The following is a 21522-nucleotide window of genomic DNA, read 5'->3' on the forward strand; positions in this document are numbered from 1 at the left end:
ATAACGAACTGAAACGCTCGAGTTACCTGAACGCCTTTCGCGTCACACTCTGAGGACCACACGTGCCGCTTCGGTTGCGTCTCATTCCCGCGGTGCTGTTCGCCGCCGCCGCCAGCTCCGCACTCGCGGAGACCATCGGCGTGGCGCCGGGGCAGCCGCTGCAGGCGGTGCTGGACCGCGCGCAGGACGGCGACGTCATCGCGGTTGCGGCCGGCGAGCATCCCGGCGCGATCACGATCGCGCGGCGCCTCACGATTGCCGGCGAACCCGGCGCGATCTTGGCCGGCAACGGCGCCGGCACGGTGATCAAAGTCACCGCGCCGGATGTGGTGATTCGCGGCCTCACCATCAAAAACTCCGGCCGCGATCTGCAGACCATGGATTCCGGCATCTTCCTCGAGCAGAGCGCCGAGCGCGCACTGGTCGAGAACAATCGGCTGCAGGGCAATCTGTTCGGCGTTTACGTGCACGGCGCCACCGGATCGCGCGTGCAAGGCAACGTGATCGAAGGCTTGCGCGACATCCGACTCGCTGAGGCCGGCAACGGCGTTTCGGTGTGGAACGCGCCCGAGGTGACGATCGCCGACAATACGTTCCGCTACGGCCGCGATGGCATCTTCACCATCACCAGCAAGAACGATCGCTTCATCAACAACCGCTTCGAGAACGTCCGCTTCGCGGTGCACTACATGTACACCAACGACAGCGAAGTTTCGGGCAACCTCTCGATCGGCAACCACGCCGGCTTCGCCATCATGTATTCCAACCGGCTGACCATCCGCGGCAACGTCTCGGATCGCGACCGCGACTACGGGTTGCTGTTCAACTACGCCAACTACGCCGCGATCGAGGGCAACCGCGTCAGCGGCGGCTCGCTCGCCAATATCGGCAACGGCCGTGACGAAGGGAGCGACGACGAGAAGGGCATGCTGCCGGAGGCCAAGCCCGCGCAAGCCGGATCGTCGCAAGACGGCCCGCAGAAATGCGTGTTCATCTACAACGCCAACCACAACAAGTTTCGCGACAACTGGTTCGAGCGCTGCGGCATCGGCATCCATTTCACCGCGGGCTCCGAAGGCAACGAGATCACCGGCAACGCCTTCATCGGCAACCGCAACCAGGTGAAATATGTCGGCACCCGCAACCTCGACTGGTCGAAGGGCGGCCGCGGCAATTACTGGAGCGACAACCCGGCGTTCGATCTCGACGGCGACGGCATCGCCGACACCGCTTATCGGCCCAACGATCTGGTCGACCGCGTGCTGTGGACCGCGCCGTCGGCGAAAGTCTTGATCAACAGCCCGGCGGTGCAGGTGCTGCGCTGGGCGCAGAGCCAGTTTCCGGCGCTGTATCCCGGCGGCGTGATCGACACCCATCCGCTGATCGCGCCGCCGCCGAAGCCTTCTGCGACGCGGGGCCAGCCATGACCGCGACCGTCACCGTCAGCCACGTCGAGAAGCGCTACCGCGCGGTGCGGGCGCTGCGCGATGTGTCGTTCGAATTGCTGCCGGGCCGGCTCAGCGCGCTGGTCGGCCACAACGGCGCCGGCAAGACCACGCTGATCAAGCTGATGCTGGGGCTGATCCGCGCCGAACACGGCGACATCCGCGTGCTCGACGAAGACCCAGCAGCCGGCGAATTCGCCGGCCGCCGGCTGCTCGGCTATCTGCCGGAGAACGTCGCCTTCAATGCGGCGTTGACCGGCCGCGAGACGCTGGCGTTCTACGCGCGGCTGAAACAGATCGCGCCCGCCAGTGCCTGGCCATTGCTGGAGCGCGTTGGGCTCGCCCCCGCCGCCGACCGCAAGGTCGGCACCTATTCCAAGGGCATGCGGCAGCGGCTTGGGCTGGCGCAAGCGCTGCTCGGCCGGCCGCGCGTGCTGCTGTTGGACGAGCCGACCACCGGGCTCGACCCGGCGCTGCGCCAGACCTTCTACGAAATCCTCGATGAATTGCGCGACGACGGCGCCACCGTGCTGATCTCCTCGCACGCGCTGAACGAACTCGAAGACCGCGCCGAACACGTGCTGATCATGAACCGCGGCGTGCTGGCGGCGCAGGGCACGATGAGCGAGCTGCGCAAAATCTCGCAGCTGCCGATCCGCGTCGCGATCGAGCTCGCCGACGACGGCGCTGTGCCCGACTGGATGAATGGCCCGCAGGACGCCGCGGCGCCGGGCCATGTGCTGCTGGTGCCGGACGACGCGCAGAAGATGGCGCTGCTGCGCGACGCCGCCGCCGATCCGCGGGTGCGCAATATCGAGATCGCCGCACCGACGCTGGATGAGCTCTACGCGCATTTCCTGAATCTGCAGGAGCCGGTCGCATGAGAACCATCGCCATCATCGCCGCCAAGGAAATCCAGGAAGGCTTGCGCAACCGCTGGGTGCTGGCGACCACGCTGTTGCTCGCAGCCCTGGCGCTGTCGCTGAGCTTCCTCGGCAGCGCGCCGACCGGCAATGTCGGCGCCGGCGCGCTCGACGTCGTCGTGGTCTCGCTCTCCAGCCTGACCATCTTCCTGTTGCCGCTGATTGCCCTCTTGATCTCGCACGACGCCGTGGTCGGCGAGATGGAGCGCGGCACGATGATTCTGCTGCTCAGCTATCCGGTCGGCCGCGGCCAGGTGATTTTGGGCAAATTCGCAGGCCACGTGCTGATCCTCGGCTTCGCCACCGTGATCGGCTACGGCGCCGCCGGCCTCGCGCTGATGCTGACTGGCGCCTCGGCGCTGGCGGCGAGCTGGTACGCGTTCGGCGCCATGCTCGGCAGTTCGGTGATGCTCGGCGCGGTGTTCGTGGCGATCGGCTACCTGATCTCGAGTCTCGTGCGCGACCGCGGCACCGCGGCGGGCCTCTCGATCGGGGTCTGGCTGTTGATGGTGCTGGTGTTCGACATGGCGCTGTTGGGCATCCTGGTGGTCGACCAAGGACGCATCATTTCCGGGCCGATCCTGAACGCGCTGCTGTTTCTCAACCCGACCGATCTGTACCGGCTGACCAATCTGACCGGCTTCAACGTCAGCCAGTTTTCCGGGATGGCCGGGCTCGCCGGCAGCACCAATCCCGGACTGTGGCCCTTGCTACTCGGGCTGTCGGTGTGGATCGCGGTGCCGCTGGGGCTGTCGATGCTGTCGTTTGCGCGGAGGGAATTATGAAACTGCGTCTGATCCTGGCGCTCGCCGCCGCCGTCACTCTTGCCGGGTGCAAAGAGGACACCGTCGCCACCGCGCCGCCGGCGGTGGCGCTGAACGCCGACGCCATGGGGGTGTTCTGCGGCATGAATCTGATGGAGCATCCCGGCCCCAAGGGCCAGATCATCACCGCCGGCCGGATCGATCCGTACTGGTTCTCCTCGGCCCGCGACACCGTCGCCTTCACGCTGATGCCGGACCAACCGCGCGACATCCGCGCCATCTACGTCTCCGACATGGGCCGCGCGGCGAGCTGGGACGCGCCGGGCGACACCAACTGGATCGACGCGAGGAAAGCGCTGTTCGTGATCGGCGGCCGCAAGCAGGGCGGCATGGGCGCCGCCGAAGCGGTGCCGTTCGGCGAACGCGCCGCCGCCGAGGCGTTCGTCGCGGCGAATGGCGGCCGGGTGGTGACGTTCGACAAGATTCCCGCCGACTACGTGCTCGGCAGCGAGCCGCCGGCGGCGGCCAACGAGCCTGAGCATTCCGACGTGCGGACCAACTGATTGAACGAGGAGCGGCCGATGCCGACGCCATCTCTGACACGCCGTCGCCTGATCACCATCGCGGCGACCGCCGCGGGCGCAGGCCTGCTCGGCCGCGCCGGTCTGGCGCGCGCCGCCACCGAGCCGCTGCGCTGGCAGGGCCAGGCGCTCGGCGCCCAGGTGTCGCTCGAGATCTATCACCCGGACCGCGCCGCGGCGGAGCGGCTGATCGCGTTGTCGCTCGCCGAAGTGCGGCGGCTGGAGCGGCAGTTCAGCCTGTATCAGCCGGACTCCGCGATCTGCGACCTCAACCGCAGCGGCGTGCTGATCGCGCCGGACCCCGACATGGTGACGCTGCTGCAGGCCGCGCTGCGCTTCGCGCAACTCACCGGCGGCGCGTTCGATCCCACCGTGCAGCCGCTGTGGCGGCTCTACCAGGCGCATTTCGCCGCGGCGCAGCCGGATCCCGAGGGGCCGTCGGCCGAAGCGTTGGCCCAGGCCATGGCGCGGGTCGGCCATGACGGGCTGCGGGTCACGCCGGACCGCGTCGTGCTGCTGAAGCCGGGTGCCGCGATCACGCTGAACGGCATCGCGCAAGGCTATGCCACCGACAAGGTGGTGGCGCTGTTGCGCGGCGCGGGGCTGTCGACCACGCTGGTCGACATGGGCGAAATCCGCGCGCTCGGCGCCCGGCCCGACGGCACGCCATGGCGCGTCGGCCTCGCCGATCCGGACCAGGTCGGCGCCATCACCGAAACCATCGATCTCGTCGACCGCGCGGTGGCGACCTCCGCCGGCGCCGGCTTCCGCTTCGATCACGAAGGCCGCTTCACCCACCTGTTCGATCCGGCAACCGGCCGCAGCCCCGCGCGCTACCGCAGCGTCAGCGTGCTGGCGCCGACCGCCACTGAAGCCGACGCGCTCTCCACCGCGTTCAGCCTGCTGCCGCGGGACAAGATCGAAGGCATCGTCGGCGAGCGTCCGGGCGTGCAGGCCCGGATGATGGATCTGGATGGTCGGTTGAGCTGCTGCGGGGCGTGAGGTGGGGGTCTGCCGGATCGGTGGCGGCGCGAGTCGCTCGTGGAGCGGCGAGGCATCGGCCGAGCTGCAGCAAGGCTTATTCTTGTGCCGTGCCTCTGCGCTCCGCTCGCCACGCCGACCAGTCGATCGGGTCTGCATCGGAAGCAACGACCCGCAACCCCTCCGGGTCGATGTGATCTGTAAAGAGAACCAAATTCTCACCATGCCATCGTGCACTGGGCACCAGCAGGCCGCTGAAACCTAGAAAATAGGCGGCGTCGGCAATCTCCTGGGTTCGGCCGTACTCTCTCTCGCTATAATTCTGCGTTCTAACGCCGAGATTTTCCAATGCGGCGAGGTCGACGAGCCTCAGCGTCTGGCCCGACGACGCCTCGATCGTGTGGGCAACGGATCTGATCTTCGAAGGAAAAACCGGCTGGCTTGAATACAGCGCGAAGATTTCCGCCAGCGCGCCTTGCCTGGTCAGGGAGGTGTAGAGAACGTCAAAAGTGCCATTGCACCATCGACTCTGCGACTTCCCAGCGAGAAGCGGATCCCGGCCTTGGGGCGTCACACGCCAGACCGCGCCGGAGAAATGATGACGAGGCATGCCGTCCAAGGCATCAAGCAACGCAACGTCGCGAGATTTCCGGATCTCAGCCGACACTTAGGTATAGGCCCCGGAATCGAGGTTTTCGATGATGCCAAGCACCAATTCGGTCTTGCCGGCGTTGATGAGATCGATGGCCTTCTCGCCGTCCAGCATGGGGTGCGGCGTGTGCAACCAGAGCCTGGTCTCGTCCGCGGTATAGAATTCGGCAAGCCGATCTACAACGTAGCGAAGCTCCGCAATGATCGTTTGAGTTTTGAGATCCGGAGTAGCCTTGCCGCTCGACCATCGCGACACGGTCGCCGGCGAGACCGCTACGATATTGGCGATGTCCTTGCCCTGAAGGCCGCCTTCGTCCCGCAGGACGTTGAGGATTTTCATCACTGCTGTCGACATTCAGCCTTGCCTGTCCTGTTGGACTTGATTGGTATTTTTTGATCCCGGCGGCGGGTGTCTTGGACGCTGATCCGTCGTCTCGCTTGTCTTAAGCAGGTCCTCTGGGACAGCCGGCATCCTGTCCGACCGAGGGCCCTTCGTCATCGGCATTTCCGACAGGCCGACCGGCAATCGCCGCTTCCCTGGGCAAGCCGACCTGGCGTTGTCGGGTCAGGCTCAAGAAATCGTTTGGCGCGAAGTTGCCCCGGAATCTGAGAAAGGGCGCCGAATGTGAGCGATCGGCTCCGCCTGACTATGAGGACTGAAACGTTCATCGCGCCTCCTAATTCACGATTGCATCTGAATTTCATAAAAGCAATGTCTGAAATCGATATGCAATTGCTTCTGCGTCATTGCCGAGTCCTTGGCAGCCCCCCGAATCTTGTTAGAAAAGCCGCTGCCTCGAAGACAGTCGGTTGAGGGCATAGGAGCAGTAAACCATGGCGCAGGGTGGTGATGTAATTCTCCAGATTCCGAGATTGCCATCCAGATGGGGCGTGGAACTGCGAGGAGATGCTGCGGACGTTGAGCAGGCCGCCTATTTGTTTAATGAGAACACTCAAATCTCCATCCAGAGTGGGATCACTTCGGACCCCAGCGCTACAGTGCTGATTGCGAGGGAGTTCGAGGTGCTTTCTAGTGCTCGGGACGTTCACGACGCTGCGCAACGCATCGTAGATTTTCTCAATGGCATCCTGTTCGTCGATGACTCGGCACGGCGGCCGATCAGCACCGGCGGCATTCATGAACAAAGACCAGACGGAACATGGATCATCGCAACCGTTTGCGCCTCCGCACAAGTTGTCCTGCGTGGGGTCAGCGCGAGGGGAATAGTGGCCGGACAATCCTCGGCCCAGCCTCACCAAACCTTGTGGATGGAGGTGGGCCTGAAAAACGGGGCAGTTGCAGATGTACTCACCTACTTGCGAGCAAAGCCAGATTGGTTCGATCTCTATAAGGCTTATGAGGTAATGACCCGCGATGTCGGCCGAAAGAATGCGCACGGTCCTAAGTGGCCCAATGACATTGATGTCTTTAGACGCGACGCGCAACTTCACCGGCATTCCCGCGAATGGTGTTTACGTCAGCGCATCAGGACCGAAGGATCAATGACGCTTGAGGAAGCCAGCCGTTTGGTTCGAGCGATGGCGCAGGTGTGGCTGCAGTGGAAATGTCATAGGGTATAGTCGTCCAGCGGTCGTCTGTCGCATCTTCCGAACTCTAATTGCAGCAGCAAATGTAACAGCTGCTCTCGGTTGCTGATACCAAACGGTTCGGGCGACGCGAAGAGCTGGACGATTTCAATGGGGATTAGCCTGAGGCAGACACTTCAATCTATCGGGCGGCAAAGTCGCACTTGGGCGGGTTGCACTTCTCCCATCCAGCCCCCTGGATAGCCATGCTCGTCAACGCCTTTGGCCTGCATGTCCTTTGATCATGCGGCGCAGCTTTGGGTCGAGGCCGTGCGTCCGCCCAAGTGTGATCAGCCGATATCGCCAAGCGTGGTTGGGCCGCAATCGCGTGTACTTCACCTGTGATCGCACGAACTCCGATACGCGGTTCTCCACCCCGTTCAGGCACCCCTTCGCCTCAACCTTGTCCGCGGCATTCAAGACCAGATAGCCGCGGGAGGGGCCCTCGACGAACGCCATAAAGCTCCGCCCAATAAGTTGCGGATGAAGGCACGTCGGGGCTGGCGCCCGCATGGTCGATCAAGACGGCCGGCTGAGCTGCTGCGGGGCGTGAGGCGTGATCGCGGAATACGCCGGATCGGCGGCGGTGCGCTCGGCTCGCGCGCGGCCGCGCTGCAACGACGGCAGCCGGCATATGTTGGGCATGAGCACGAGTGGTGCCCAGGAAAGGACTCGAACCTTCACGGCCGTGAAGCCACTGGCACCTGAAGCCAGCGCGTCTACCAATTCCGCCACCTGGGCCCGGGCGGGTTAGTACGGATCGGGGGGGCGCTTGTCAAATCGGAAATGCCGAACCCCGGCCTCGTACACCGTTTGGTTGACGACGCAGCGCGAAAACGCCAAAACCGCAGGGCTGCAAAGCCGATGCAAGAGCGCCACCAAGGCGCTGCCGCGCCGCGGCCTCGATTTTTCGCGATAGGATTCCAGCCCATGGCCTCGAATTTGGACACCCTCGTCACGGTTTTCGGCGGTTCGGGATTCATCGGCCGGCATGTCGTCGGCGCGCTGGCCAAACGCGATTTCCGCATCCGGGTCGCGGTGCGCCGGCCGGATCTCACCGGGCATCTGCAGCCGCTCGGCAAGGTCGGCCAGATCCACGCCGTGCAGGCCAACCTGCGCTATCCCGATTCGGTGCAGGCCGCGGTGCGCGACGCCGGCATCGTGGTCAATCTGGTCGGCATCCTGGCCGAGGGCGGGGCGCAGAAATTCCAGGCGGTGCAGGCGCAGGGCGCCGGCGCCATTGCGCAGGCCGCAGCCGCGGTCGGCGCCCGCATGGTGCATGTCTCGGCGATCGGCGCCGACGCGCAGTCAGCGTCGCTCTATGCCCGCTCCAAGGCCGCCGGAGAGCAGGCGGTGCTCGCCGCGGTGCCGCAGGCTGTGATTTTCCGGCCCTCGGTGGTGTTCGGCCCCGAGGACCAGTTCACCAACCGATTCGCCGGGCTGGCGCGGATGTCGGCAGTGGTGCCGCTGATCGGCGGCGGCGCCACCAAATTGCAGCCGGTCTATGTCGGCGACGTCGCCACCGCGGTGGCGCAGGCGGTCGACGGCAAGGCCAAGCCGGGCGCCACCTACGAGCTCGGCGGCCCGGAAGTGCTGACCATGCGGCAGGTGATCGAGATCATCCTCGACGTCATCCAGCGCCGCCGCATCCTGCTGTCATTGCCGTTCGGGCTGGCGCGGCTGCAGGCGCAGCTGCTGCAATTCGCCCCCGGTCCGCTGAAGCTGACCCCCGACCAAGTGGCCTTGCTGCAGGTCGACAATGTAGTGTCGGAGGCCGCCCAGGCAGCCGGGCTGACGCTGCAGGGGCTCGGCATCCCGCCGGATTCGCTGCAGGCGATCGCGCCGTCCTATCTGTGGCGATTCCGTGCCACCGGCCAGTTCCAGCGCAAGATCGTCGAGCCGAAGAACTCCTGAGCGTTCGCGGCCCCAACCGCAAATCCGCGTCGCTGAATTGACCACAAGCGTGCCCCGGACGCGGTGCACCGCGCCGCGTTTGCGTGGGGCGCGGCGAGCCGGGGCCGTTACGGAACGCGGTGTTTGGAATGGTCCCGGCTCATGAAGCAGCGCAAGGGCGCTGCTTCACGTCCGGGACACGCGGGCTCACCCGGCCTATTTGCCGAGCGCCAGCGCGATCAGCCCCAGCGTGCCGACGATGACCCGCCACCACGCGAACAGCGTGAAGCCGTGGCGGGTGACGTAGGCCAGGAAGCTCTTCACCACGATGATGGCGGTGACGAACGACACCGCAAAGCCGATCGCCACGATCAGCGAATGGTCCATCGTCATGTCGGCGCGGTTCTTGTACAGATCGTAAACGAAGGCGCCGACCATGGTGGGGATCGCCAGAAAGAACGAAAACTCCGCCGCGGCGCGCTTGTCGGCGCCGAGCAGCATGGCGCCGACGATGGTGGCGCCGGAGCGCGACACCCCCGGGATCATCGCCAGGCACTGCGCGCAGCCGATGTAGAGATACATCGGCAGCGGGAACGCAGTGGCCTCGTCCTGGGTCGGCTGCAGGTCGAGCTGATCGACCCACAGCAGGATGGCGCCGCCGACGATCAGCGAGAAGCACACCACCCAGGGATTGAACAGGTAGCTCTTGATGTAGCCGCCGGCCAAGGCGCCGATCACCGCGGCCGGCAGGAACGCCACCAGCACCCCGATGACGAATCGCTGCGCCGCCGGATCGGAGAACATTCCCAGCGCGATCCGCCACAATTTGGCGAAATACAGCGCCAGAATCGCCAGAATCGCGCCGAGCTGGATCAGGATCGTGAAGCTTTTCCAGAAATTGGTGTCGCCGAGATCGAAGAACCGCTCCGCCAGCAAGAGATGGCCGGTGGAGGAAACCGGCAAAAACTCGGTGACCCCCTCGACGATGCCGAGGATGACCGCTCTTAAGATGTCGGAAAGCATGAATTGATCCGCTCTGCGTGAGGATCGGCTCGAAAAAGCCGGGTTCTTCTCGCCTATTCGTCCAACGGCCGCAACGCCAAAGATGCCGAACTCGCCGGTTGTCTGACCCGCGCGCTTCGCTCGCCTGGCAAGGCCGACGGTGAGGATTTGTTAAGCATCCGATCCCTATCAAGGTCCCCATGTACACGTTGTTTCACCACCCGTTCTGCCCGCTGTCGCGGTTCGTCCGCCTCGCTCTGGGGGAACACGGCCTTGATTTGCGGCTGGTGGAGGAGCGCCCCTGGGAGCGGCGCGCCGCGTTCCTGGCGCTCAATCCGGCCGGAACCACGCCGGTGCTGATCGCCGACGCCCGCCCGGCGATCCCCGGAGCCGGGGTGATCTGCGAATTTCTCGACGAAAGCCACGGCCCGGCGCTGGGCGACCGCAGGATGCTGCCGACCGTGATGGACGATCGCATCGAGGTGCGCCGGCTGGTCGCCTGGTTCAACGAAAAATTCTTCGAGGAAGCCAGCGGCCCGCTGGTCACCGAACGGATCTACAAGCGCTTCATGAACGAGGAGGACGGCGGCGGCCCGCCGGCGATGGACGTGATCCGCGCCGCCACCGCCAATGTGCGCTATCATCTGGCCTATATCGGCTGGCTGGCGCGGACCCGCAATTTTCTCGCCGGCGATCAATTGAGCTACGCGGACCTTGCCGCCGCGGCGCACCTGTCGGCGATCGACTATCTGGGCGACGTGCCATGGACCGAGGACGAAGCCGCAAAGGCGTGGTACGCGCGGGTGAAATCCCGGCCGTCGTTCCGCCCGTTGCTCAGCGAATGGCTGGCCGGGGTGCCGGCCTCGCGCACCTACGTCGATCTGGATTTCTGAACGCGCTCGCACTCGCGCTTGTGCTCCGGATGCCGCGCCGCGCGAAACGGTGCGCTGCCGCGCCGGGGCCGTGGCACGGCCGGCATCCGTTACGCTCCCGGCTCTGCGGAGCTGCGCCAGCGCGCGGCTCCTGGTCCGGGACATGCCAGGTCGCAACCGGTCGAAGCCGCGGCACCGCATCGATCGCATTGCCATGAGCGAGAGCCTGAACGAGCAACTGCGCTCGCAGGCCGGCGCGCTCGGCTTTGACGCGCTCGGCATTTGCGGCGTCGATGCGATCGCGGGCATCAGCCCGCGGCTCGACGCGTTTCTCGACGCTGGCTTGCACGGCACGATGGGGTGGCTGGCCGAGCATCGCGACCGCCGCGCCGATCCGCGCGTGCTGTGGCCGCAGGCGCGTTCGGTGATCATGCTCGGCATGAATTACGGCCCCGACGCCGATCCGCGCGCGATCCTCGGCGAGCGCAGCCGTGGCGCGATCTCGGTCTATGCCAAGGGCGACGATTACCACGAGCTGATCAAGCCGCGGCTGAAGCAGCTGGCGCGCTGGCTGATCGCGCAGGCCGGCGGCGACGTCAAAGTGTTCGTCGACACCGCGCCGGTGATGGAGAAGCCGCTGGCGCAGGCTGCAGGACTCGGCTGGCAGGGCAAGCATAGCAATCTCGTGTCGCGCGAGTTCGGCTCCTGGCTGTTTCTCGGCGCGATCTTTTCCACGCTGGAGCTTTCGCGCGACGCACCCGAGACCGACCATTGCGGCTCCTGCCGCTCCTGCCTCGACGCCTGCCCGACCGACGCCTTTGTCGCGCCATACCGGCTCGATGCGCGGCGCTGCATCTCGTATCTGACGATCGAAAATAAGGCGCCGATCCCGCGCGAATTCCGCCGGGCGATCGGCAACCGCATCTACGGCTGCGACGATTGCCTCGCGGTCTGTCCGTGGAACAAGTTCGCCGCGATGGGCCGCGAGGCCAAGCTCGCCGCGCGCGACGCGTTACGCGCGCCGCCGCTGGCGGAGCTGGCGCGGCTCGACGACGCGGCGTTTCGCGCGCTGTTCAGCAAATCACCGGTGAAGCGGATCGGCCGCGATCGCTTCGTCCGCAACGTGCTGATCGCGATCGCCAACTCCGATGATGCAGGTCTCGCGGCTGAAGCCGAGAGACTGCTTGGCGATGCCAGCCCGCTGGTGCGCGGCGCGGCGGTGTGGGCGCTGGCGCGATTGCTGCCGAGGGAGAGCTTCGAAGCGCTGGCGGCGCATCATCTCGCCGACGAAGCAGATGAGGACGTGCGCGCTGAGTGGCAACACAACTAACTGTCATTCCGGGTTCGCGCGCCGCTGACGCGGCTTGCGCCACGGAATGACAGCGTGTGGCGGATAGCCGCGCCCTCACGCCACCGGCAGATCTCTGCGCCGCGGCGCGTCGACGATCAGTTCGGGGCGCGGGCCGCTCAAGCGCTTGTGCATGTGCACCATGAACGCCATGCCGAACAGCGGCGTCGCCAGGTTGACGATCGGGATCGACACGAAGGCGGCGATCACCAGGCCGGCGAAGAACACCGTGGTGGCGTATTCCTTGCGCATCGCCTTGGCTTCGGCGGCGGGGCGAAACCGCATCGCGGCGAGTTCGAAATACTCCCGGCCGAGCAGCCAGGCGGTGGCGACGAAGAACGCGATGAAGCCGGCGCCGGCGATGAACACGAACGGCAGCGCCAACAGATAGACCAGAATGGTGAGCAGCGCGGTCTTGGTGCTCTCGGTGATCGCGAGACCAAACGGCAGCGCGACGCCGGGCCGTTCGTCCGGATAGTGTTCGCGCTCGACGTGTTCGGCGACGTCGTCGACGAAGAAGCCCGCCACCAGCGAGGTCACCGCCGGCATCAGGAACACCGCGCCCAGCACCACGCCGAGGCCTGCGGCGATCGACAGCACCCAGGCCAGGATATTCAGCGGGGCGTGAAAGCTGGAGCCCAGCGCGGTCTCGGCCCAGACCTCGCCGGATTCCGCGAACCAGCTCAGCGCGCGCTGCAGCCCGATCGCCATCACGGTGATCAGCACCAGCGCGAAGCCGATCGAGCGGTACAGGATGGCGCGCATCGGCGGCGCCAGGATCTGGGTCAGGGCCTTGATGGCGGCGTCGAGCATGATCGCGAGTTCCTCTGTCGAACTTGCCAGAGGTAGCCATGTCGATCGGCTTCGACAAGAGGCGCCGCGCCGACGCTAGGCGACGCGCTCGCGCTGCGGCGGCCGCGCCGGCACATAATCGACCACGGTGAAATGCTCGGTGACGCGGACCCGTTCGACCAGTGCTGCGTCCGCGTTGCCGAGCGGGGCCTGCGGGTCCGCCGCTTCGGCCATGAGTGCCGGCGCATCGACTGCGCCGAGAAACGGATCGTCAGGGTCCGGCACCTCGGTGAGCGGCTTCTGTTTGTCGGCCCAATGCAGCGCGGTATAATCGAAGCCGCTGACGATGGTCGGCTTGACGATGTTGAAATACGGCGAGATGTCGAAATCGCGCGGCATGTAGAGCGAGGAATCGCGGATCTGCAAAATCTCGCGGCGCGCGGCGCGGGAGCCTGCGCGGGTGACTTTCGGCAGGATCGGATAACGCACCGCGTCGAACGCCTGCGCGATCAGCGCCGAACAGATGATTTTGGTCGGATCGCCGGAGCCCAGCGCGATCAGCCGCCGCCGCCAGCGCTGCGGCACCGGCAACGGAAACAGATAGCGCATCAGGTCGAGGATGTTCTTGGTGTCGTAGCCGAAGCCGATCCGGTTGATGGCGTAGCGGCACACCGTGGTGCGGTCCTCATAGGACAACCCGACCGGCCGGCACAGCCTTGTATGATAGGGAAAGTAGCGCGACAGCGGCGACGACTCCACGCCCTCGCCGATATTGGCCTCGATCAGCACGTGCGGTTCGCCATTGGGCTCGCAGGCGCCGTCGATCGGCCCGACATAGAGCGCCGCGTGCGACCAGGTCGACTGCGTCAGGTATTTGATGATGCCGGAAACGCGGTTGTTGCCCTCGACCAACAGCACGTCGCCGGGCTGCATGGTCATGCGCAGATGTTCGGGGTCGCTCGGGGTGAAGGGCTCATAGCCCGGCACCTCCTTCTGCAGATAAGCTGCGATCAGCTTACCGATTCGATCCAGCACGACGCCCATGGTGCGGTCTCCGGCAGCTCGCCTGCCTGGTCGAAGGATGATCACAAGCCGTTGCAATTTGGTTCATTGCCGCGGCATCGCCTGCACAATCGCGTAACCATGAGAGTTGCCGGCCGCGCTGCGATGCGGCAAGTTGGCCGCGATCTCCCCTCCATCGTCAAGTTGCGGAAACCACGTGATGACAATGTCCCGCCGCGAGTTCCTGGCGGCCTCGGCGGCCTTGGCGCTGACGCCGGCGTTGCGCTGGCCGGCTTTCGCCGCACCGCTGCCGCGCGAGGCCGACGTGGTGGTGATCGGCGCCGGCGCCGCCGGCATCGCGGCGGCCCGGCGAATCATCGCCGCGGGCCGCAAGGTGATCGTGATCGAGGCCGGCCGGCAGGTCGGCGGCCGCTGCCTGACCGATACGACCAGCTTCGAGGTTCCGTTCGATCGCGGCGCGCGCTGGCTGCACAATCCGGAGACCAACCCGCTGGTCAAGCTGGCGCGCGGCGCAGGGCTCGACGTCGCGCCGGCGCCGCCCGGGCAGAAGCTGCGGATCGGCCGCCGCAACGCTCGCCCCGGCGAGACCGAGGATCTGCTGGCGAGTCTGGTGCGCGCCAACCGCGCCATCGACGACGCCGCGCGCAAGGCCGATCTGTCCTGCGCGGCGGCGCTGCCGAAGGATCTCGGCGACTGGGCCGGGACGGTGGAATTCTTGCTCGGGCCCTACGCCACCGGCAAGGATCTCAAGGACCTGTCGGCGCTCGATCAGTTCCGCGCCCAGGATCGCAACGCCATGGTGGCCTGCCGCCAGGGACTCGGCACCATGATCGGCAAGCTCGGCGAGGGTCTGCCCGTCGCGCTGGCGACGCCGGCGACGCGAATCACCTGGGGCGGCCGCGACGTCGGCGTCGAAACCCCAGCCGGGCGGATCACGGCGCGCGCCGTGATCGTCACGGTGTCGAGCAACGTGCTGGCGTCCGGCGCCATCAAGTTCGCCCCGGAGCTGCCGAAGCGGCAGCTCGACGCCGCCGCCAAGCTGACGCTCGGCAGCTACGATCACGTCGCATTGCTGTTGTCCGGCAATCCGCTGGGATTGCCCAAGGACGAGATCATGATCGAGCAGTCGAGCGACGCCCGCACTGCCTTCCTGGTCGCCAATATGGCCGGCAGCTCGCTGTGCTCGGTCGACGTCGCGGGCGCGTTCGGCCGTGACCTCGCGGCGCAGGGCGAGGCGGCGATGATCGATTTCGCCAAGGAATGGCTCGGCAAGCTGTTCGGCAGCGACGCCGTCGCGGAGGTCCAAGGCGCCAGCGCGACGCGCTGGAATGCGCAGCCCTTGGTGCAAGGCGCGATGTCGGCGGCGCTGCCCGGCGGGCAGTTCGCAAGGCGGGTGCTGGCCGAGCCGATCGGCAACCTGTTTCTGGCCGGCGAAGCCAGCCATGAGACGCTGTGGGGCACCGTGGACGGCGCCTGGGACTCAGGCGAACGCGCCGCCGACGCCGCGTTGAAGCGGATCGGCAGCCTGAAGAGCGACACGCCGGCGCAGTCTTCGCCGCGCAAGCCGAAGCAACGCCGCGAGCGGGGCGTCTCCGGCGCGAGTGCCGGAGACCTCGGCTGGCCGGGGAGGCGGTAGCCGCCGTGAGCTGCGTGGTGAATCCGCCGCGATTCTCGGCGTCATCCTGAGGCGCCCGAGCAACGCGAGGGCCTCGAACGATGGGCCGCAAGCACCCGTGGCTGTCATCCTTCGAGGCGCGCAAGAAAGAGCGCGTACCTCAGGATGACGGCTGTGCTCAGCCCCGCAAGCTACCGCCGGTCTTCTTGGTGACTTCGGCGACGATCTTCGATCCGATCGCGTCGATTTCCTGATCGGTCAGCGTCTTGTCGCGCGGCTGGATGGTCACCGCGATGGCGACCGACTTCTTGGCCTCGTCGATGCCCTTGCCCTCATAGACGTCGAACACGCTCACGCCGGTGATCAGCTTCTTGTCGACGGCTTGTGCGGCGCGGACGATGTCGCCGGCGCGAACGCTGCGGTCGACGATGAAGGCGAAGTCGCGCGACACCGGATGGAACGCGGACAATTCCAGCGTCGGCTTGGCGCGGGTCGGCTTCTGCTTGCCGTCCGGGATGTTGTCGAGGATCACCTCGAAGGCGAGCAGCGGACCGTCGGCGTGCAACGCTTCCAGCGCGCGCGGATGCAATTCGCCGAAATAGCCCAGCACGTTCTGCGGGCCGATCTGGATCGCGCCGGAGCGCCCCGGATGCAGCCAGGCGGGCAACGCCTTGCCGGTGACGATCTGCAGCGCCTGCATCGGGCAGCCGGCGGCGGCCAGCACCGCGAAGGCATCGGCCTTGACGTCGAGCGCATCGGCCGCGGCGGAGCCCGACCAGTGCCGGCCGAGCCCGGCCGAGGAGGCAAAGCCGTGACGCACGCCGGAGGCGGCGACCAGCTGATCCTGCGGCCGGTCACCCTTGAACACCTGGCCGACTTCGAACAGCGCCAGATCAGAATTGCCGCGATCGGCATTGGTCTGCGCGGCGGCGATCAGCCCGGGCAGCAGGCTCGGCCGCATGTCGGAGAGGTCCGCGGCGATCGGATTGGCGAGCGCCAATTCGGGCTGGCCGCCGCCGAACAATTCGGCCTGCGGCTTGGAAATGAACGACCAGGTCACCGCCTCGACCAGGCCGCGCGCGGCGAGCGCGCGCTTGGCGCGGCGGGTGCGCAGCTGGATCGGGGTCAGCACCGGTTTGCGCGGCGCATCGCCGCGCTCGAACGGCGTCAGCGGCACCTTGTCGACGCCGACGATGCGGACGATTTCCTCGACGATGTCGGCCTTGCCCTGCACGTCGCTGCGCCACGACGGAATCGCCACCTTCACGGTCTGGCCGGAGCCCGCAACCATGAAGCCGAGGCGGCTGAGGATGCGACGGGCTTCAGGCAGCGCCACGTCGATGCCGGCTAGCCGCTTCACTTCCGCGAGCGGGAAGTCGATCAGCCGGTCGTCGCCGAACGCGTTGCCGACCACCACGATCTCCGACGGCGAGCCGCCGCAGAACTCCAGCACCAGCTTGGTGGCGAGCTCGAGCCCCGGCACCATGAAGGCCGGGTCGACACCGCGCTCGAAGCGATAGCGCGCATCCGAATTGATGCCCAGCCGACGCCCGGTCTGCGCGATGTTGATTTCGTTCCACAACGCCGATTCGATCAGCACGTCGGTGGTCTCATTGGAGCAACCCGACGCCTCGCCGCCCATGATGCCGGCCAGCGATTCGACGCCGGTCTCATCGGCGATCACGCAGACCTTGCTATCGAGGGTGTAGGTCTTGCCGTCGAGCGCCAGCAGCGTCTCGCCGTCGCGGGCGTGGCGCACCGTGAGGTCGCCTTTGACCTTGGCGGCGTCGAAAACATGCAGCGGCCGCGCGCGGTCGAAGGTGAGATAGTTGGTGATGTCGACCAGCGCGTTGATCGGGCGCAACCCGATCGAGGTCAGCCGCTGCTGCAGCCATTCCGGCGACGGGCCGTTTTTCACGCCGCGCACCAGCCGCATCGCGAAGCCGGGACAGAGCTTGTCGTCTTCGACGGCGACTTTCACCGGGCAGGGGAATTCGCCCCGGATCGGCTTGATGGCGTGATCGATCAACCTGCCCATGTCGGCGGCGGCGAGATCGCGGGCGATGCCGCGCACGCCGGCGCAGTCCTGCCGGTTCGGCGTCAGGTTGATGTCGAGCACCGGATCGCCGAGCTTGGCCCACTCCGCGTAGGAGACGCCGACCGGCGCATCGGTCGGCAATTCGATGATGCCGTCAATGCCGTCGGGCAACGCCAGTTCGCCGGCCGAGCACATCATGCCCTGGCTCTCGACGCCGCGGATGGTGCCGACGCTGATGGTGAAATCCTTCGCCGGGATATAGGTGCCGGGCGCTGCGAACACCGTCTTCAGCCCGGCGCGGGCATTCGGCGCGCCGCAGACCACCTGCAGCGGCTCCGCGGCGCCGGTGTCGACCTTGCAGACCCGCAGCCGATCGGCGTTGGGATGCTGCTCGGCGGAGATGATCTGCGCGATGCTGAAGGGCTTCAAGAGCTTGGCCTTGTCCTCGATGCCTTCGACCTCGAGCCCGATCATGGTGAGCTTGTCGGCGAGCCGCTCCAGCGATTCGTCGGTGTCGAGATGGTCTTTGAGCCAGGAGAGCGAGAATTTCATGATGTACGAGCCTTGACGAGCAGCGCGGCAGCAAGCGCGCGGCGATGGGCATCTTCTAGTTTACCCAGGATGACGATCGCGTTGGCGGCCTGCTCCACCAGAGATTCGGTGCCGGCGAAATACTTTTCGAATGGAGCAGAACTATAATCAGCCTGCTCCCGTTCTTTCTTCAGAAGCACGAAGGCGACGCCAAAATCCGCGACTTCAGCAGGGAAGGCCGACAATTCCTTGGAACTGGTCAAGACCGCCTTTGCCCCGGTGTGGCTGACGCCTCTATAGACGCGCTGCCAGGCCTGCGACTTGTGATGGATGCCGCCGATGATGGTATCGGCACAGAGACGACACAGCGCGTGGAAGACGGCGTAGTATGCGCTGCTGACAGCGCGACGCATGAAGGCTTCGCGGGGCCTCTTTCCGGTGCGCCGGCAAAGATCCCGCGCCACCACGAGGAGCCTGTCTTCAAGCTCGGTCATTCCGGCGCGTCCTCGTCGTCATACCCCGTCTCCTCGCCCTCAGGGCTGTGGGTGAGATAAGGAAAGCGCTCTTCGCCGGCCTTCTGCAATTCGCGTCGCAAAATCGCCAGGGTGCGATTGAGAACGTCGCCGCTGGGAAGGGCCGAGCCGGACTTATACTTCGCAGTCATGAACAGGGCGTCGTCTTCATCGTGATCCTTGCCGGCCGAGACGACCACGTCGTCGAAACCGTAAGCTGCAAGCTGTGCGGACAAGGTCTTGCGGGTGAGTTTCTTGACGTCGTCGAGGTTCATCGCAATCTCCTCTCGTTCACGAACTCAGTCCCCCGGCCAGCGTCGGCACGTCGAGCGGCTTGAAGCCGTAGTGATTGAGCCAGCGCACGTCGGCTTCGAACAATTGCCGCAAGTCGCTCATGCCGTATTTCAGCATCGCGATGCGGTCGATGCCCATGCCCCAGGCGAAGCCCTGATAGACTTCCGGATCGATGCCGCAGGCGGTCAGCACGTTGGGGTGCACCATGCCGCAGCCCAGAATCTCCAGCCAGTCCTCGCCCTCGCCGAAGCGGATCTCGCCCTTGTCGCGACGGCACTGGATGTCGACCTCCAGCGACGGCTCGGTGAACGGGAAGAACGACGGCCGAAACCGCATGTTGATGTTGTCGACCTCGAAGAACGCCTTGCAGAACTCGTGCAGGATCCATTTCAAGTGGCCAAGATGCGAGCCCTTGTCGATCACCAGCCCCTCGACCTGATGAAACATCGGGGTGTGGGTCTGGTCAGAGTCGCTGCGATAGGTGCGGCCCGGACAGATCACCCGGATCGGCGGCTTTTGCGACAACATGGTGCGGACCTGCACCGGCGAGGTGTGGGTGCGCAGCAACAGCCGCGAGCCGTCCTGCTTCGGGTTGAAGTAGAAGGTGTCGTGCATCTCGCGGGCCGGATGGCCTTCGGGGAAATTCAGCTTGGTGAAGTTGTAGTCGTCGGTCTCGATGTCGGGACCTTCGGCGATCGCAAAGCCCATGTCGGCGAAGATCGTGGTGAGTTCGTCCATCACCTGGCTGAGCGGATGGATGCGGCCCTGCTCGGCGGGATTTTCGCGCAACGGCAGGGTGACGTCGATGGTCTCCGACGCCAGCCGCTTGTCGAGTGCGGCGTTCTTGAGAAGCTCGCGCCGCGCGGCGAGCGCATCGGTCACCACCATCTTGGCGAGGTTGATCGCAGCGCCCTCGGTCTTGCGCTCCTCCGGCGACATCTTGCCGAGCGTGGCGAGCAGCGCCGAGATCGCGCCCTTCTTGCCGAGCGCTGCGACGCGCACCGCTTCGAGCGCGGCCTCGTCGGAGGCTGCGGCGATATCGGCGAGAATGGTGTGTTGGAGGGCGGCGAGATCGGACATGGCGCAATCCTAACGCGAGGATGACTAAGCCGCTGACCTCTCATGCGTCATGCCCGGGCGTGTCCGGGCATCGACGGTTTTCATCACCGGCCAGCAAGACGTGGAATGGCCGGGACATCTTCGCGAAGACCTGCTTCGCGATTTTGCCCGGCCATGACCGTTTCGTAAGGTGGCTTCGACAGACGACCGAAGCTTACGCCGCGAGAGCAGCCTTGGCCTTTTCGGCGATCGCCAGGAACGCCGCCGGTTCGGTGATCGCCAGATCCGACAGCACCTTGCGGTCGACCATCACGCCGGACTTGGCGAGGCCGTTGATGAACACGCTGTAGGTCATGCCGAGCGGACGGACCGCGGCGTTGATGCGCTGGATCCACAGCGCGCGGAACGTGCGCTTCTTGCGCTTGCGATCGCGGAACGCATACTGGCCGGCCTTGTCGACGGCGGCCTTGGCGGTGCGGATGGTGTTCTTGCGCCGGCCACGGAAACCCTTGGCGAGCTTGTAGACTTTCTTATGCTTGGCGTGAGCCGTCACACCGCGTTTGACGCGAGCCATGACTGATCTCCTTCATCTGAAATTGGTGGAACAGCCGCGCGGACGCGGCCTGATGAGGTCGCCGCTCACAGAGCGGCTTGAACGGTCAGGCGTTCGGCAGGAAATACTTCTTGATGTTTTCGCCGTCGGTCTTGAACAGAATGCGCGTGCCGCGCAGCTGACGAATCTGCTTCTTCGTCCGCTTGATCATGCCGTGGCGTTTGCCGGCATGGGCCGACACAACTTTGCCGGTACCGGTGACTTTGAAGCGCTTTTTGGCGCCCGATTTGGTCTTCAGCTTGGGCATTTGGCTCTCCTATCCCGACGCGCAAGAGTCGCCCGCGAGGGCGGCTGGCCGGCTAAAATGCTCGTTAGAGCGTTGAAAGTGCTCAGGTAAAGTCCTGTTGGACCGAACCGGCACGGACATCGACACGGCAGCCCTTGATCAGCCGGGCGATGAAGGTTGCGCTTATGGCAGAGCGGCGTCAGATTGGCAACGATTAACGCCAGACGATATGGCCGGGGCCCTCGCCTCACCGCGGGCGATCGCCCCATTGCAGGGAGCCCGACGCCGATGTTGACGCGACCCCTCTCTCATCATTCTGCCGAATTCGACAGCTCCGCCGCGGCGCCGTGGCGGCTGGTCGTGGTGCTGGCGGTCGCGGTGATTGGCGCAGCCGGCGACGCCGAGGCAAAGGACGCCCGGCGCGCGCCAGCCGGGCTCTATGACGGGATCTGGAACGTGGAATTCGCCACCCAGGCCGGCACCTGCAGTTCGGGCTACCGGGTGCCGTTCACCGTCACCGGCCGCCTTGTGTCATCGGCCGGTGGCGGCAAGGTCAGCGGCGGCATCGGCCGCGGCGGCGCGGTGTCGGTGCGGGTCGCGGTCGGCGCCTCGGTGGCGAACGGCAGCGGCCGGCTCGGCGGCAATGTCGGCGCCGGGCGCTGGAGCGGCATTATTTCCGGCGACCGCTGCAGCGGCGTCTGGCAGGCGACGCGGGGGTAGCTCGGCGATTGGCGACGGTCTGCGGGGCGACGGCCCCACCCCGAGTGGCTCT

The 21522-nt window shown here is 65.9% G+C and carries 22 protein-coding genes and 1 tRNA gene; 11 read left to right on the forward strand and 12 right to left on the reverse strand.

Annotated features, from left to right (window positions below; all coding sequences use genetic code 11):
• The first annotated feature begins 62 nt into the window (after positions 1 to 62).
• From RPC_RS02160 to RPC_RS02180, 5 genes are read left to right on the forward strand one after another with little or no spacing between them, the layout of a single operon-like run.
• A complete protein-coding gene (locus tag RPC_RS02160) occupies positions 63 to 1427 on the forward strand; it encodes a nitrous oxide reductase family maturation protein NosD (protein WP_011470912.1) in 1365 nt (454 codons plus the stop codon).
• Entirely contained in the window at positions 1424 to 2329 is a 906-nt protein-coding gene (locus RPC_RS02165; protein ID WP_011470913.1) for an ABC transporter ATP-binding protein, read from the forward strand. The genes RPC_RS02160 and RPC_RS02165 overlap by 4 nt, the downstream gene beginning before the upstream one ends.
• The gene (locus RPC_RS02170; RefSeq protein ID WP_011470914.1) at positions 2326 to 3153 is read left to right on the forward strand and encodes an ABC transporter permease; all 828 of its coding nucleotides are present in this window, start codon (positions 2326 to 2328) and stop codon (positions 3151 to 3153) included. Before RPC_RS02165 ends, RPC_RS02170 begins: the two co-directional genes overlap by 4 nt.
• Positions 3150 to 3695 (forward strand): nitrous oxide reductase accessory protein NosL, encoded by a 546-nt coding sequence (locus tag RPC_RS02175; protein WP_011470915.1) that lies wholly within the window; start codon positions 3150 to 3152, stop codon positions 3693 to 3695. Before RPC_RS02170 ends, RPC_RS02175 begins: the two co-directional genes overlap by 4 nt.
• 18 nt (positions 3696 to 3713) lie before the next feature.
• The gene (locus tag RPC_RS02180; protein ID WP_011470916.1) at positions 3714 to 4715 is read left to right on the forward strand and encodes an FAD:protein FMN transferase; all 1002 of its coding nucleotides are present in this window, start codon (positions 3714 to 3716) and stop codon (positions 4713 to 4715) included.
• Positions 4716 to 4791: 76 nt separating this feature from the next.
• Here the strand turns inward: RPC_RS02180 and RPC_RS02185 are convergent, their stop codons facing one another.
• Together RPC_RS02185 and RPC_RS02190 are read right to left on the reverse strand one after the other, a co-directional pair.
• Positions 4792 to 5361, reverse strand: a complete 570-nt coding sequence (locus RPC_RS02185) for an RES family NAD+ phosphorylase (RefSeq protein ID WP_011470917.1) — start codon at positions 5359 to 5361, stop codon at positions 4792 to 4794.
• On the reverse strand, positions 5362 to 5700 hold the full coding sequence (locus RPC_RS02190; RefSeq protein ID WP_011470918.1) for an antitoxin Xre/MbcA/ParS toxin-binding domain-containing protein: 339 nt from the start codon (positions 5698 to 5700) through the stop codon (positions 5362 to 5364). It lies immediately after the preceding gene.
• 479 nt (positions 5701 to 6179) lie between these two features.
• On the opposite strand from RPC_RS02190, the gene RPC_RS02195 reads away from it, so the two are divergent.
• Complete coding sequence (locus RPC_RS02195; RefSeq protein ID WP_157043112.1) at positions 6180 to 6926, forward strand: hypothetical protein; 747 nt, start codon at positions 6180 to 6182, stop codon at positions 6924 to 6926.
• A 660-nt stretch (positions 6927 to 7586) separates the two neighbouring features.
• On the opposite strand, the gene RPC_RS02205 is transcribed toward RPC_RS02195, so the two are convergent.
• Positions 7587 to 7673, reverse strand: a tRNA-Leu gene (locus RPC_RS02205).
• 189 nt (positions 7674 to 7862) lie between these two features.
• Here RPC_RS02205 and RPC_RS02210 point away from each other — a divergent pair.
• Positions 7863 to 8846: a complex I NDUFA9 subunit family protein gene (locus RPC_RS02210; protein ID WP_041801299.1), complete on the forward strand. Its 984-nt coding sequence runs from the start codon at positions 7863 to 7865 to the stop codon at positions 8844 to 8846.
• 195 nt (positions 8847 to 9041) lie between these two features.
• Here the strand turns inward: RPC_RS02210 and RPC_RS02215 are convergent, their stop codons facing one another.
• A complete protein-coding gene (locus RPC_RS02215; protein ID WP_011470921.1) occupies positions 9042 to 9848 on the reverse strand; it encodes an undecaprenyl-diphosphate phosphatase in 807 nt (268 codons plus the stop codon).
• A gap of 179 nt (positions 9849 to 10027) precedes the next feature.
• Between RPC_RS02215 and RPC_RS02220 the strand changes: the two genes are divergently transcribed.
• Together RPC_RS02220 and queG are read left to right on the forward strand one after the other, a co-directional pair.
• The gene (locus RPC_RS02220) at positions 10028 to 10720 is read left to right on the forward strand and encodes a glutathione S-transferase family protein (RefSeq protein WP_011470922.1); all 693 of its coding nucleotides are present in this window, start codon (positions 10028 to 10030) and stop codon (positions 10718 to 10720) included.
• Between the two features lie 193 nt (positions 10721 to 10913).
• The gene (gene queG / locus RPC_RS02225) at positions 10914 to 12029 is read left to right on the forward strand and encodes a tRNA epoxyqueuosine(34) reductase QueG (protein WP_041801301.1); all 1116 of its coding nucleotides are present in this window, start codon (positions 10914 to 10916) and stop codon (positions 12027 to 12029) included.
• A gap of 75 nt (positions 12030 to 12104) precedes the next feature.
• Here queG and RPC_RS02230 read toward each other — a convergent pair whose 3' ends face one another.
• Both RPC_RS02230 and RPC_RS02235 read right to left on the reverse strand, forming a co-directional pair.
• The gene (locus tag RPC_RS02230; RefSeq protein ID WP_011470924.1) at positions 12105 to 12860 is read right to left on the reverse strand and encodes a sulfate transporter family protein; all 756 of its coding nucleotides are present in this window, start codon (positions 12858 to 12860) and stop codon (positions 12105 to 12107) included.
• A gap of 75 nt (positions 12861 to 12935) precedes the next feature.
• Complete coding sequence (locus tag RPC_RS02235) at positions 12936 to 13883, reverse strand: YiiX/YebB-like N1pC/P60 family cysteine hydrolase (protein ID WP_011470925.1); 948 nt, start codon at positions 13881 to 13883, stop codon at positions 12936 to 12938.
• A gap of 178 nt (positions 13884 to 14061) precedes the next feature.
• Between RPC_RS02235 and RPC_RS02240 the strand changes: the two genes are divergently transcribed.
• Positions 14062 to 15498, forward strand: coding sequence for a flavin monoamine oxidase family protein (locus RPC_RS02240; protein ID WP_041801303.1), 1437 nt, complete (start codon positions 14062 to 14064; stop codon positions 15496 to 15498).
• A 157-nt stretch (positions 15499 to 15655) separates the two neighbouring features.
• On the opposite strand, the gene pheT is transcribed toward RPC_RS02240, so the two are convergent.
• The 6 genes from pheT to rpmI all read right to left on the reverse strand — a co-directional run bounded on the left by pheT (position 15656) and on the right by rpmI (position 20771).
• The gene (gene pheT / locus RPC_RS02245; RefSeq protein ID WP_011470927.1) at positions 15656 to 18067 is read right to left on the reverse strand and encodes a phenylalanine--tRNA ligase subunit beta; all 2412 of its coding nucleotides are present in this window, start codon (positions 18065 to 18067) and stop codon (positions 15656 to 15658) included.
• Entirely contained in the window at positions 18064 to 18540 is a 477-nt protein-coding gene (locus RPC_RS02250; RefSeq protein ID WP_011470928.1) for a hypothetical protein, read from the reverse strand. The genes pheT and RPC_RS02250 overlap by 4 nt, the downstream gene beginning before the upstream one ends.
• Entirely contained in the window at positions 18537 to 18833 is a 297-nt protein-coding gene (locus tag RPC_RS02255; RefSeq protein ID WP_011470929.1) for a hypothetical protein, read from the reverse strand. Before RPC_RS02255 ends, RPC_RS02250 begins: the two co-directional genes overlap by 4 nt.
• Positions 18834 to 18849: 16 nt before the next feature.
• Entirely contained in the window at positions 18850 to 19932 is a 1083-nt protein-coding gene (gene pheS / locus RPC_RS02260) for a phenylalanine--tRNA ligase subunit alpha (RefSeq protein WP_011470930.1), read from the reverse strand.
• Positions 19933 to 20125: 193 nt separating this feature from the next.
• A complete protein-coding gene (rplT, locus tag RPC_RS02265) occupies positions 20126 to 20485 on the reverse strand; it encodes a 50S ribosomal protein L20 (RefSeq protein WP_011470931.1) in 360 nt (119 codons plus the stop codon).
• Between the two features lie 85 nt (positions 20486 to 20570).
• Positions 20571 to 20771 (reverse strand): 50S ribosomal protein L35, encoded by a 201-nt coding sequence (gene rpmI, locus RPC_RS02270; RefSeq protein WP_011470932.1) that lies wholly within the window; start codon positions 20769 to 20771, stop codon positions 20571 to 20573.
• A 267-nt stretch (positions 20772 to 21038) separates the two neighbouring features.
• Between rpmI and RPC_RS02275 the strand changes: the two genes are divergently transcribed.
• A complete protein-coding gene (locus tag RPC_RS02275; protein WP_011470933.1) occupies positions 21039 to 21470 on the forward strand; it encodes a hypothetical protein in 432 nt (143 codons plus the stop codon).
• Positions 21471 to 21522 lie beyond the last annotated feature (52 nt).

This window comes from Rhodopseudomonas palustris BisB18 (genome assembly GCF_000013745.1).
Classification (GTDB): domain Bacteria; phylum Pseudomonadota; class Alphaproteobacteria; order Rhizobiales; family Xanthobacteraceae; genus Rhodopseudomonas_A; species Rhodopseudomonas_A palustris_F.